Raw genomic sequence first — 13,105 nt, forward strand, 5'->3', positions numbered from 1 at the left:
ATTTATTTTGATGATCGCGACGTTACTAAATTGGATCCGGTAAAACGTCAAGTCGGGTTAGTTTTTCAAAATTATGCCTTATACCCTCATTTGACAGTGTTAGAAAACATTATGTTTCCATTAAAGATGAGCAAGATGCCGAAAGCCAAGAGAATCGAAATTGGAAAAAATATGGCAGCTTTAACACAAATTGACGATCAACTGGATAAATACCCACGTCAATTATCGGGTGGGCAACAACAAAGAGTAGCCATTAGTCGGGCTTTGGCGAAATCTCCGTCAGTCTTATTGATGGATGAGCCATTATCCAATTTAGATGCGCGTTTGCGAATTGAGATGCGTGAGGAAATTCGTCGTATTCAACAAGAAACGGGTGTGACGACCGTGTTTGTAACCCACGATCAAGAAGAAGCATTAAGTATTTCGGATAATGTGATGGTCTTAAACCAAGGTGAAATTCAACAAAAAACGGATCCGGTTACTTTATATAAAGAACCTAATAATCTTTTTGTGGCGAAATTCATCGGTTCACCCGTTATTAATACCTTTACTAAAAATTCACCTTCTTTAAATCATGAGGCATGGGTATTTGATCATGAATGGGAAACGATAGGGATTCGTTCTGAGCATTTTACATTAGGAAGCGCAGAAGATTATTTACTACAAGCAACGGTTGAGAGAATTGAACATGTCGGTAAAGACATTACGACGCATATGATATTCGAGGGAGAATCCTTTACGGTTACCGATTTAGAATTAGATGTACCAGAAGGTAGCTTGGTATACTTAAAAGTAGCACCGGAAAAAATAATGTTCTTTGACAAGACAACTGCCAGAGTTGAGGTAGTGAATCATGAATAAAAAACCGACGCTAAAAAGCACCTTACAAGCATTACTTTATTTGGCACCGATGTTAACATTTATTGGTATTTTTACCATTTATCCTATTTTTAAATCAGTGGCGATGAGTTTTTATACTAATTTTAATTTGTTTACGGGTGAAGTTAAATCGCGAGGATTGGAAAACTATCAAATCGTCCTCAGTGATCCTAAATTTCATCAAGCTCTAAAAAACACGTTTATTTATGTTATTGGGGTCGTGCCAACGAGTATTTTTATCTCATTGATGATTGCGTTAATGTTAAATAGTATTCCGTTTTTAAAAGGTTTCTTTAGAACCGTTTATTTCTTGCCTTATGTGACCAGTACAGTGGCCGTTTCGGTGGTGTGGAGTTGGTTGTATCATTCACGCTATGGTTTCTTTAATTATATTCTTAGCTTATTTGGAGCAGATGCCGTTAACTGGTTAAATTCACCTGATAATGCGTTGCCGGCCGTGATGATTATGGCGGTATGGAAGAGTTTAGGTTTTAATATTTTACTATTATTAGTAGGTTTAGGTAATATCAATGAGAATTACTATAAAGCCGCTAAAATTGATGGGGCAAATGCTTTTAATCGCTTTACTAATATTACGATTCCCTTATTAAGACCGACTTTATTTTTATTGTCGACCTTAGGGGTAATCAGTGGTTTTAAGGTATTCGACGAAGTCTTTGCTTTATTTAGTGGTAGACCTGGGCCCGCAGGTTCGGCAACCACTTTAGTTTATTATTTATTTGAAAAATTCTATGTAAAATTCAAATATGGTCAAGCAGCAGCAACCGGTATTATTTTGTTCTTGATTGTTTTAGTCATTACTATGGTTCAAAATGCCGGCAACCGTTACTTTGAAAAGAGAGGTGGCTAATGATGAAGGGGTTTTTTAAAAACATTTTATTATATATGCTATTGTTTTTAGGTGGCCTGTTTATGGTGTTGCCTTTCTATTGGATGTTAGTAACAAGTTTAAAATCAGCAGGTGAAGCTATTGCGATTCCTCCTACTTGGTTACCTCGGAATTGGTTGTTTTCAAATTATGAAAAAGCGCTGAAGGTAGCCCCATTCGCTCGCTATTTTTTAAATAGTTTATTGGTCACCTTGACGACCACAACGGGCGAGTTAATTACGAGCATTTTGGCAGCTTTTGCCTTTGCTAAACTAAAGTTTTGGGGTAAAGATGTATTGTTCATTATTTTATTAGCCACCATGATGGTGCCGGGTGAATTGATGACCATACCTAACTTTGTGACTTTAGCAAGTTGGGATATGATTAACACCTATTGGGCTTTGATTATACCATGGCTTGCAAGTGTTTTTTCAGTCTTTACTTTAAAACAATCATTCCAATCGATACCAGATCAGCTTTATTATGCCGCTAAAACCGATGGTGCGAGTGACTGGCGTTTCCTATGGGAAATGATGGTGCCTTTATCTAAATCAACGATTATTGCGGTCATGATATTGAAAGTAATTGGTAGTTGGAATTCGTTTATGTGGCCATTAATTGTCACAAACGATAAGGCATTACGTACATTGCCTGTGGGACTACAAGCTTTTACGACCGAAGCCGGAACTCAATTTGAGTTATTAATGGCAGCGTCAACCTTAGTAGTAGTTCCAATGGTTGTCATTTATCTGTTCTTGCAAAAATATATTATGCAAGGTATTGCAAGTTCTGGTCTTAAAGGCTAGATGACTTAGGATTTATTTTCTGGGAGGAAAACATTAATGAAAAAATTACGCACATTAGCGGCAACTTTATTAGCAGCAACAGCTTTAGGCTCTTTTGTTCCATCAGCAAATGCGCAAGAGAAAGTACAAGTAACTTTTTGGCATGCGATGAATGGTCCACATCAAGAAATGTTAACTAAATTAGTTGAAGAATTTAATGCTTCACAAGAAGGGATTGAAGTCGTTGAACAAAACCAAGGTGACTATTCTACTTTACAACAAAGTATTATGGCTTCTGGTGTATCAGGCGATTTACCGACAATTGCTCAATTAACAGCTTCAAACACGCCGGATTTCATGGATCAAGGTTTATTATTACCTTTAAATGACTTATTAACACCTGAAAACGGCTATACGGATGAGTTAAAAGAAGGGGTTTATGAAACTTTCTTAAAAGGTGCTACTTTTGATGATCAAATTTATGCTTTACCATTCTCGAAATCAGTACGCTTAATGTTTGTCAATAAAACAATGTTGGATGAAGTGAATGCTGAAGTTCCAAAAACTTGGGATGAAGTATTGGCATTAGGTGAAAAATTAGATGAAGCTGGAATTGAAAAGCCAGCAATGGGATTTGAAAACGAGTTAACCATGGAATATGAAACAATGGCTCGCCAAAATGGTGCAACTTGGATTGCAGATGATTTATCGCAAGTTGATATGTCTTCTGAAAAAGCGATTGAGCCACTTCAATTCATTAAAGATTTATTAGCGAATGAACATGCACGTACAGCAGGTGAAGATGGCTATATGTCTGGTCCATTTGCTGCTGGTGAAAGTGCGTTATATATTGGTTCTTCTGCTGGTTTACAATATGTATTACCGGGTGTAGAAGAAAGTGGTATTGAATTAGAAACTGCACATATTCCTGTCTTTGGTGATGGTGAAGAGTTAACCTTATTTGCAGGTAATGATTTAGGTGTTTTCAATTCTGCATCTGAAGAACAACAAAAAGCGGCAGTGCAATTCATGTCATTCTTATTAGAAAATACTGACCGTTGGGCGATTGCGACAGGTTATTTACCTGTTACAAAACAAGGCGCAGAATCTGAAGAATGGACTCAATACTTAGAAGAAAATCCACTTGTTAAAGCTGCCTCTGAAGAATTAGAATTTGGTAAGGCACAAGCTGCCTATGTTGGAGCTAGTGAAGTTTACTCTGAGTTAAAAACAGCATTAGAAAATATTATTATTAATGATGCTGATGCAGCAACTGAAATGGCAAATATCGAAACATTAGTAAAAGGATTTTTAGGTCTATAATTAACAAGACGATTGATAAATGACAACAGTACGGAAAATGAAGGCTTTAACAGAGGCCTTCATTTTTTATAGGCTCTTTGTCAAATGGTGTGAATGGACAGAGGCATTTTTGTTGACCTACAACAAAAAGTATAGAGCCGTTTTATAAAGGATAAACAAAAATGAATTTTTCCTAGAATGCTTTTCGTTGAAACTTGTAACAGTGTTCGATAAAATGACGAAGGAAATATTCAAGTCAATAAGATTGACCTTATTTGACTAATGGAGTATAATGAATCCAGATAAAGTGAGAAAAGGAGCGATAAATTTGAATTTAATACCTACAGTAATTGAACAATCTTCACGTGGAGAACGTGCCTATGATATTTATTCTCGTTTATTAAAAGATAGAATTATTATGCTAAGTGGACCTATTGATGATAATGTGGCTAACAGTGTCATTGCCCAATTATTATTTTTAGAAGCCCAAGACTCAGAAAAGGATATTTATTTATATATTAATTCACCTGGGGGGAGCGTTTCTGCTGGATTAGCTATTTTTGATACGATGAACTTTATTAAGTCTGATGTACAAACGATTGTTATCGGAATGGCTGCGTCAATGGGGGCTTTCTTATTAGCAGCAGGACAAAAAGGCAAACGCTACGCTTTACCTAATTCTGAAGTGATGATTCACCAACCATTAGGTGGAGCGCAAGGTCAAGCAACTGAAATCGAAATAGCTGCCCGTCATATTTTACATACGCGTGAGCGCCTTAATACGATTTTAGCTGATCGTACAGGGCAACCAATCGATATTATTGCCCGCGATACGGACCGTGATAATTATATGACTGCGGAACAGGCAAAAGAATATGGTTTAATTGATCATATTATGGAGAATAACAAATCGTTAAAATAATTGAACGAAAAGAATTTAATATTTTAAATTTTAAGAAAATCTTAATTCTGGGCGAAAGTCCAGAATTTTTTTTATGAAAATATATGTAATATTAAACTCTTTCAAAGAAAGCACTTAACCATTTGTTAATATTGAAATATTTAATCTTATTGGCCAATAATCGCCCATGCAATAGGGGGCAATATCGGCTGTTATTATTTGATTTTGATTGCAAACAATATTGAATAATGGTATAGTATTAATATGGAAAACGATGGACTGATTATTTACTAAAGTTTTTTATAAACTTGAGTGGTTGGTCATTAGTTGCCCAAGAGGAGGAACACCATGCAGGATGTTTTTTCTATGATGCAAGCAATAGCACCTGATTTAAGTGCGATGTTGCAAACGCGTTATGAAATCCTCTATCACTTAAGACAGGCTGGTGAGCCTTTAGGTCGAAAAAATTTAGCTGAACGGATCAATAGTTCTGAGCGTTCAGTACGAACGATTATTGACCTAATGCGCGAACAAGACTTAGTCGAAGTGACCAGAGTGGGGATTCGTTTAACGGAACACGGACATATTGTTTCAGATATGATTACGGAAACAATAAAAAATTCAAGTCGCTTACACGATATCGAAGAAGCACTAAAAGGGCGCTTGGGCATTTCAAATTGTTGGGTGGTACCAGGTGACTTAGAGCATGATTCGGTGGCCTATCGAGAGTTGAGTTACGCCACTCAGCAAGTGTTAGAACGGTACTTAAAATTTGGCCGCAGCATTATTGCTGTGACCGGTGGCGAGACCTTAGCACATGTTGGCGAGGGTTTAACCGATGAATTGTCCGAAAATCGTGAATTAGTTTTTGTTCCAGCCCGAGGGGGTGTTGGAGGTGGATTTAATATCCAATCCAATATTGTCGGTGGTGTGATGGCTCAAAAAACGAATTCAAAATATGTTCCCTTATTTCTACCTGATGCGATGGAAGAAGATGCATCAAAAGTATTGATGACAGATCCTTCGATTAGTCAGGCAGTAGCACTGAGTAAGAAAGCAGATTGTTTATTAGTCAGTGTTGGATCCGCCAAAGTGATGGCAGAGCGCCGAGAGCTTACTGCACAACAACAACAATTATTAAAAGAAAGAAAGGCTATTGGCGAAGCGTTTGGTGTGTTCTTTGATGAACAAGGCCAAGAAGTATTACGATTACCACGTATTGGTATTCAAATTGAAGACGTTAGTCAAATTCCTTTAGTTCTCACAATAGTTGGTGGTGCTACAAAAGCACATGCCGTAGAAGGCTATTGTAAATTAGTCCAACATCATGGATGGTTAATCTGTGATGAGGGCGTCGCAAATATGATTTTAAATGAGGAAACTCATTAAAATAAAAAATCCTTAAGGAGGAAGTCAATTATGACAGTAAAAGTAGGTATTAATGGTTTTGGACGTATCGGTCGTTTAGCATTCCGTCGCATCCAAGATGTAGAAGGAATTGAAGTAGTAGCAATCAACGACTTAACAGATGCTAATACATTAGCACACTTATTAAAATATGATACAACTCAAGGCCGTTTCAATGGTGAAGTTGAAGTTTTAGAAGGTGCTTTCCGTGTTAACGGTAATGAAGTTAAAGTTTTAGCTAACCGTAACCCTGAAGAATTACCATGGGGTGAATTAGGCGTAGACATCGTTTTAGAATGTACTGGTTTCTTCACTTCTAAAGAAAAAGCTGAATTACACTTAAAAGGTGGCGCTAAACGTGTTGTAATTTCTGCTCCTGGTGGAAATGATGTTCCAACAATCGTTTATAACACTAACCACGAAATCTTAACAGGTGATGAAACAGTTATTTCTGGTGCTTCATGTACTACTAACTGTTTAGCTCCTATGGCTAAAGCTTTACAAGACAAATTTGGTGTTGTTGAAGGTTTAATGACAACTATCCACGCTTACACAGGTGACCAAAATACATTAGATGCACCTCACGCTAAAGGTGACTTACGTCGTGCTCGTGCTGCTGCAGCAAACATCGTTCCTAATACAACAGGTGCTGCTAAAGCTATCGGTTTAGTTATCCCAGAATTAAACGGTAAATTAGACGGTGCTGCACAACGTGTTCCAGTTCCTACAGGATCATTAACTGAATTAGTAACTGTATTAGAAAAACCAGTTACAGTTGAAGAAGTTAATGCAGCTATGAAAGCAGCAGCTAACGAATCATATGGCTACACTGAAGATCCAATCGTTTCTTCTGATATCGTAGGTATTACTTATGGTTCATTATTCGATGCAACTCAAACAAAAGTTATGACTGTTGGCGACAAACAATTAGTTAAAACTGTTGCTTGGTATGACAATGAAATGTCATATACTGCACAATTAGTTCGTACTTTAGAATACTTCGCTAAAGCTTAATTTATCAAATAGCGTTTCAAAAGCGTCTATCCAAAAGTGCGGGGAGGCAAAGACGCTTCCCTGCATTTTTTATTTATAAAAAAACTCTTTAGGAGGAGAAAAGTATGGCAAAAAAAACAGTTGAAGATTTACAAGTCCAAGGCAAAACAGTATTAGTGCGTGTGGATTTTAACGTTCCAATGAAAGATGGCGTTATTACCGACGATAACCGTATTGTTGCGGCTTTAGATACCATCAAATATTTAATCAACAATCAAGCTAAAGTTGTTTTATTCTCTCACTTAGGAAAGGTGAAAACAGAAGAAGACAAAGCTGGTAAATCATTAAAACCAGCTGCTGACCGTCTAGCTGAATTATTAGATCAAGAAGTAAAATTCTCTCCAGTAACTCGTGGTGCAGAATTAGAAGAAGCTGTTAAGTCTTTAAATGAAGGTGAAGTATTAGTTGTTGAAAATACTCGTTTCGAAGATATCGATGGCAAAAAAGAATCTGGTAATGATGCTGAATTAGGTAAATATTGGGCTTCATTAGGTGACTTATTCGTCAATGATGCTTTCGGTACAGCTCACCGTGCACATGCTTCTAACGTAGGCATTGCTTCTCATTTAGAATCTGCTGCAGGTTATTTAATGGAGAAAGAAGTAAAATTCTTAGGTGAAGCAGTGGATAACCCTGTTCGACCATTCGTGGCTATTTTGGGTGGAGCAAAAGTATCTGATAAAATTAAAGTGATTGAAAACTTATTAGACAAAGCTGATAAAGTTATTATCGGTGGCGGTATGGCTTATACATTCTTAAAAGCTCAAGGTAAAGAAGTTGGTAATTCATTATTAGAATTAGATCGCGTTGAGTTAGCTAAAGAATTATTAGCTAAAGCGGGTGATAAAATTGCTTTACCGGTAGATGTCGTTGCAGCTGATGACTTCTCAAATGATGCGAATACTCAAGTAGTATCTATCGACGATATTCCTGCTGATTGGGAAGGTTTAGACTGTGGACCTAAATCAGTAGAGTTTTACACTGAGATCTTAAAAGATGCGAAAACAGTGGTATGGAATGGCCCAATGGGTGTATTCGAAATGCCTAATTTTGCTAAAGGGACTATTGGTGTTTGTGAAGCTATTGCTAACTTAGAAGATGCCACAACAATCGTTGGTGGTGGAGACTCTGCGGCAGCAGTTTTACAATTAGGATATGAAGATAAATTCTCACATATCTCTACTGGTGGTGGTGCGTCATTAACTTATTTAGAAGGCGCAGTTTTACCAGGCGTTGAAGCAATTAACGACAAGTAATTAAAAAGCTCAAAGCCAGGGTGGGGGAGTGACTCTACCCTGTCGTTAGTTAAGAATTATAAAAGGAGAAGATAGAATGTCACGTAAACCAATTATCGCTGGTAACTGGAAAATGAATAAAACGGCTCCCGAAGCTCGTGAATTTGTGGATGCTGTCAAAAACAATATCCCATCAAATGATTTAGTTGATACAGTTATCGGTTCACCTGCATTATTCCTTGAAGGAATGAAAAAAGGGGTTAAAGATACAGAAGTTAAAGTAGCAGCTCAAAACTGTTATTTTGAAGATGAAGGTGCATTTACTGGAGAAATTAGTCCTAAAGCCTTAGGTGCCTTAGGAGTAGAATATGTCATTATTGGTCACTCTGAACGTCGAGAATATTTCCACGAAACAGATGAAGACATCAATAAGAAAGCACATGCTATTTTCCGAAATGAGATGACACCAATCATCTGCTGTGGTGAAACTTTAGAAACTTATGAAGCAGGTAAAGCTGAAGAGTTTGTGGGTACTCAAATTAAAGCAGCCTTAAAAGACTTAACCGCAGACCAAGTAGCTTCATTAGTCATTGCTTATGAACCAATCTGGGCAATCGGTACTGGTAAATCAGCAACTCAAGATGATGCTCAAAAAATGTGTAAAGCTGTTCGTGACGTGGTAGCAGCTGACTTTGGTCAAGATGTTGCAGATAAAGTTCGCGTACAATACGGTGGTTCAGTTAAACCTGAAAACATTAAAGACTACATGGCTTGTCCAGACGTTGACGGCGCATTAGTAGGTGGCGCTTCTTTACAACCTGATTCTTTCTTAGCATTATTGGAGGTAGTAAAATAATGAGTAAATCTCCCGTAGCGATTATCATCTTAGACGGATTTGGCTGGAGAGCTGATAGCAATGGTAATGCGGTTGCTTTAGCTAAAAAACCAAATTTTGATCGATATTACAATGAATTTCCACATTCAACAATGAAAGCATCAGGATTAGATGTTGGTCTTCCTGATGGTCAAATGGGTAACTCTGAAGTTGGACACACCAATATTGGTGCTGGACGTATTGTTTATCAAAGTTTAACCCGTATCGATAAAGCCATTGCTGATGGTGAATTCGCAACGAATGATGCTTTGGATCACGCTTTCCAACAAGTATTAGATAATCATTCAGCTTTACATTTATTTGGTTTATTATCTGATGGTGGTGTTCATAGTCATATAAATCATTTATTAGCCTTAGTGGATACTGCTAAAGCTAAAGGAATCGAAAAAGTTTACATCCATGCCTTTATGGATGGACGTGACGTGGATCCAAAAGCTGGACCAGGCTACGTTAAAACTTTAGAAGATTACTTAGCTGCAACTGGCGTAGGTAAGATTGCTACTGTATCTGGTCGTTATTATGCAATGGACCGTGATAAACGATGGGAACGTGTGAAATTAGCTTATGATGCTATTTTCCATAGCGAAGGACCAACATTTGACTCAGCACAAGCTGTTTTAGAACATAACTATGCTGAAGGTATAACAGATGAGTTTATCGTTCCAGCTGTGATTACAGAGAATGGTCAACCAATTGCTAAAGTTGAAGACAATGATTCAATCATCTTCTTTAACTTCCGTCCAGACCGTGCGATCCAATTATCAAATGCAGTTACCGATAAAGAATGGGATAACTTTGATCGTGGCGTACAAGCGAAAAATGTTAAATTAACAACTATGACGCTTTATAATCCTAGTATTGATGCAGAAGTAGCATTCCCACCAATTCCAATGACAAATGTTATCGGTGAAGTATTATCAAATGCTGGATTAAAACAATTACGTATCGCCGAAACGGAAAAATATCCACATGTTACATTCTTTATGAATGGTGGACGTAATGAGGAATTCCCAGGCGAAAACCGTATTTTAATCCCATCACCAAAAGTAGCTACTTATGACTTAAAACCTGAAATGTCAGCCTACGAAGTGGGCGATGCTTTATATAATAGCATTATGAATGATGAAAATGATGCGATTATCTTAAACTTCGCCAACCCAGATATGGTTGGACACTCTGGTATGTTAGAACCAACTATCAAAGCAATCGAAGCAGTTGACGAAAACTTAGGTAAAGTGGTTGATGCTATTTTAGAAAAAGGTGGCTATGCGATAATTTTTGCTGACCACGGAAACTCAGAGACGATGATAACACCTGAAGGAACGCCACACACTGCTCATACGACTGTTCCAGTTCCGGTTATCGTAACAAAACATGGAATTGAATTAAGAGAAGATGGTCGATTAGCAGACGTAGCGCCTACAATGTTAGATTTACTAGGTCTTGAAAAACCAGGAGAAATGACTGGTGAATCATTAATTAAAAAATAATGAAAAACCTCGAAATGCTTTGCATTTCACCCAATTTATAATTACAATAGAGATAGGTATTTTATACGATCTCAGTGTAAAAATTTATACCAAATTAAAGGAGAAATAAAAAATGCCATTTATTACAGATGTTTATGCACGCGAAGTTTTAGATTCACGCGGTAACCCAACAATCGAAGTTGAAGTTTATACAGAAAGCGGTGCTTTCGGTCGCGGTATGGTACCTTCAGGTGCTTCTACTGGTGAACACGAAGCGGTTGAATTACGTGACGGAGACAAAGAACGTTACTTAGGTAAAGGTGTTTCTAAAGCAGTTGATAATGTTAACAATATTATCGCTGAAGCTTTATTAGGATACGATGTTTTACAACAACAAGCAATCGATAAATTAATGATCGAATTAGACGGTACTCCTAACAAAGGTAAATTAGGTGCAAACGCAATCTTAGGTGTTTCTATCGCTGTTGCACGTGCAGCTGCAGATTACTTAAATATTCCTTTATACCAATATTTAGGTGGATTCAATACTAAAGTTTTACCTACACCAATGATGAACATTGTTAACGGTGGATCTCACTCTGATGCGCCAATCGCTTTCCAAGAGTTCATGATTTTACCTGTTGGTGCTCCTACATTTAAAGAAGCTTTACGTTGGGGTACTGAAGTATTCCACGCATTAAAAGCAATCTTACATGACCGTGGTTTAGTAACTGCTGTAGGTGACGAAGGTGGATTTGCTCCTTCATTCGAAGGAACTGAAGATGGTGTTGAAACTATCTTAGAAGCTATTAAAAAAGCTGGTTTAGAACCAGGTAAAGATGTATTCTTAGGATTTGACTGTGCTTCTTCAGAATTCTATGAAAATGGCGTTTACGACTACACTAAATTCGAAGGTGAAAATGGTGTAAAACGTACAGCTGAAGAACAAGTTGATTATTTAGAAGAATTAGTAAACAAATACCCAATCATCTCTATCGAAGATGGTATGGATGAAAACGACTGGGAAGGTTGGAAATTATTAACTGAACGTATCGGTGATAAAGTTCAATTAGTAGGTGACGACTTATTCGTAACAAACACTGAAATCTTAGAACGTGGTATCGAAAACGGCGTTGGTAACTCAATCTTAATCAAAGTTAACCAAATTGGTACATTAACTGAAACATTCGATGCAATCGAAATGGCTAAAGAAGCTGGTTACACAGCAGTTGTATCACACCGTTCAGGTGAAACAGAAGATTCAACAATCGCTGACATCGCTGTTGCAACTAACGCTGGCCAAATCAAAACAGGTTCATTAAGCCGTACAGACCGTATCGCTAAATACAACCAATTATTACGTATCGAAGATGAATTAGGCGAGGTTGCTAAATACAACGGCTTAAAATCATTCTACAACTTAGACTTAAAAAAATAATTAGTTAATTGCTAATTAATGTGACGCTCCCTCAATGAGGGGGCGTTTTTTAATGTATCTTTTCATATGGAAGTTATCAGAGTGAATTAATAGCTCTAGTATAGGAGGTATAGATGTTTTCTAATAATTAAAGTGGTAGCAAAAAAGCAAAGAAACATACATTTTGAACTGTTTCTTTGCTTTTGTAGGTTTGTAAATTTGGTATTCAAATTTTAGTGTACCAGCACATCTTAATTAATAGACATACTATAATTTATTCTTTCAACTATTGATTTTAGGAAAAAATTCCGCTTGTTGCTAGAATTAGAAAAATGAAGTAATAAAGGTAGAGTCCTAAAATGAGTTTGTTCATTGAAAGTTGCTTTTTGTAAAAAATTAAGATTAAAATGAATGAGATGATGGAACTGATTTTATTATTTATAATTATGTTTGAGGTGGGTAAATTTAGGTGTAAACTGACAATAGGTAACAGGAAATATATTATCATCAAAACAAATTTTGTTATGTTCGATTCCAAAAGTTTCATCTTACCACTCCTTTATACTAATAAACCACACGCCAATCCTCTTCTTTAGTGTATTGTGTTCTTTTGACATGTCTAATAAATGCCCCAGAATATCTGTCATATACATCGTATTCTACTGTATATGAAACATCTCTCCAAAAAACATTGTAAGTTCTTACAATAGATCCAATTGGGGTGTTAATTCCAGGCGAAACTTGGTAGGCAAAATACCAATCGGACAAAATTTGATAGTTATATTTTTTGAAATTTCTTGCGTCTTCATAATGTAGCGGTTGTACTAATGCCCCCTTATCAATACTATAATCATCAATGAGAGAAGTAGCATT

At 36.8% G+C, this 13,105-nt stretch carries 12 protein-coding genes; 11 read left to right on the forward strand and 1 reads right to left on the reverse strand.

Annotation, left to right across the window (positions count from 1 at the left end):
• From GSA01S_RS11225 to eno, 11 genes are all read left to right on the forward strand, one after another.
• Nucleotides 1-861, forward strand: an 861-nt coding sequence (locus GSA01S_RS11225; protein WP_157064785.1) for an ABC transporter ATP-binding protein, incomplete at its 5' end; no start/stop codon positions are given.
• Nucleotides 851-1,750 carry a carbohydrate ABC transporter permease gene (locus GSA01S_RS06395; RefSeq protein WP_066125938.1) on the forward strand — a complete coding sequence of 300 codons (900 nt, stop codon included), beginning with the start codon at nucleotides 851-853 and terminating at the stop codon, nucleotides 1,748-1,750. The genes GSA01S_RS11225 and GSA01S_RS06395, both read left to right, overlap by 11 nt.
• Before the next feature lie 2 nt (nucleotides 1,751-1,752).
• A complete protein-coding gene (locus tag GSA01S_RS06400; RefSeq protein WP_066125940.1) occupies nucleotides 1,753-2,574 on the forward strand; it encodes a carbohydrate ABC transporter permease in 822 nt (273 codons plus the stop codon).
• Nucleotides 2,575-2,610: 36 nt separating this feature from the next.
• Complete coding sequence (locus GSA01S_RS06405) at nucleotides 2,611-3,876, forward strand: ABC transporter substrate-binding protein (RefSeq protein WP_066125942.1); 1,266 nt, start codon at nucleotides 2,611-2,613, stop codon at nucleotides 3,874-3,876.
• Nucleotides 3,877-4,183: 307 nt separating this feature from the next.
• Nucleotides 4,184-4,777: an ATP-dependent Clp endopeptidase proteolytic subunit ClpP gene (clpP, locus tag GSA01S_RS06410; RefSeq protein WP_066125953.1), complete on the forward strand. Its 594-nt coding sequence runs from the start codon at nucleotides 4,184-4,186 to the stop codon at nucleotides 4,775-4,777.
• A gap of 327 nt (nucleotides 4,778-5,104) precedes the next feature.
• On the forward strand, nucleotides 5,105-6,145 hold the full coding sequence (locus tag GSA01S_RS06415; RefSeq protein WP_066125944.1) for a sugar-binding transcriptional regulator: 1,041 nt from the start codon (nucleotides 5,105-5,107) through the stop codon (nucleotides 6,143-6,145).
• 30 nt (nucleotides 6,146-6,175) lie between these two features.
• The gene (gene gap / locus GSA01S_RS06420; RefSeq protein WP_066125945.1) at nucleotides 6,176-7,177 is read left to right on the forward strand and encodes a type I glyceraldehyde-3-phosphate dehydrogenase; all 1,002 of its coding nucleotides are present in this window, start codon (nucleotides 6,176-6,178) and stop codon (nucleotides 7,175-7,177) included.
• A gap of 104 nt (nucleotides 7,178-7,281) precedes the next feature.
• A complete protein-coding gene (locus GSA01S_RS06425) occupies nucleotides 7,282-8,472 on the forward strand; it encodes a phosphoglycerate kinase (protein ID WP_066125947.1) in 1,191 nt (396 codons plus the stop codon).
• Nucleotides 8,473-8,548: 76 nt separating this feature from the next.
• Nucleotides 8,549-9,307 (forward strand): triose-phosphate isomerase, encoded by a 759-nt coding sequence (tpiA, locus tag GSA01S_RS06430; RefSeq protein WP_066125948.1) that lies wholly within the window; start codon nucleotides 8,549-8,551, stop codon nucleotides 9,305-9,307.
• The gene (gpmI, locus tag GSA01S_RS06435; protein WP_066125950.1) at nucleotides 9,307-10,836 is read left to right on the forward strand and encodes a 2,3-bisphosphoglycerate-independent phosphoglycerate mutase; all 1,530 of its coding nucleotides are present in this window, start codon (nucleotides 9,307-9,309) and stop codon (nucleotides 10,834-10,836) included. Before tpiA ends, gpmI begins: the two co-directional genes overlap by 1 nt.
• 112 nt (nucleotides 10,837-10,948) lie before the next feature.
• A complete protein-coding gene (eno, locus tag GSA01S_RS06440; RefSeq protein ID WP_066125952.1) occupies nucleotides 10,949-12,253 on the forward strand; it encodes a phosphopyruvate hydratase in 1,305 nt (434 codons plus the stop codon).
• A 543-nt stretch (nucleotides 12,254-12,796) separates the two neighbouring features.
• Here the strand turns inward: eno and GSA01S_RS10855 are convergent.
• Nucleotides 12,797-13,105: hypothetical protein (locus tag GSA01S_RS10855; protein ID WP_169792683.1), on the reverse strand; the 309-nt coding region annotated here is incomplete at its 5' end.

It is taken from the genome of Globicatella sanguinis NBRC 15551, assembly GCF_001552295.1.
GTDB classification, from domain to species: Bacteria; Bacillota; Bacilli; order Lactobacillales; family Aerococcaceae; genus Globicatella; species Globicatella sanguinis.

Excerpts from the sequence above, each read along its gene's own strand:
- GSA01S_RS06400 (WP_066125940.1), top strand. The coding sequence starts at position 1,753 with ATGAAGGGGTTTTTTAAAAACATTTTATTATATATGCTATTGTTTTTA.
- GSA01S_RS06405 (WP_066125942.1), top strand. The coding sequence starts at position 2,611 with ATGAAAAAATTACGCACATTAGCGGCAACTTTATTAGCAGCAACAGCT.
- GSA01S_RS06415 (WP_066125944.1), top strand. The coding sequence starts at position 5,105 with ATGCAGGATGTTTTTTCTATGATGCAAGCAATAGCACCTGATTTAAGT.
- gap (WP_066125945.1), top strand. The coding sequence starts at position 6,176 with ATGACAGTAAAAGTAGGTATTAATGGTTTTGGACGTATCGGTCGTTTA.
- GSA01S_RS06425 (WP_066125947.1), top strand. The coding sequence starts at position 7,282 with ATGGCAAAAAAAACAGTTGAAGATTTACAAGTCCAAGGCAAAACAGTA.
- tpiA (WP_066125948.1), top strand. The coding sequence starts at position 8,549 with ATGTCACGTAAACCAATTATCGCTGGTAACTGGAAAATGAATAAAACG.
- gpmI (WP_066125950.1), top strand. The coding sequence starts at position 9,307 with ATGAGTAAATCTCCCGTAGCGATTATCATCTTAGACGGATTTGGCTGG.
- eno (WP_066125952.1), top strand. The coding sequence starts at position 10,949 with ATGCCATTTATTACAGATGTTTATGCACGCGAAGTTTTAGATTCACGC.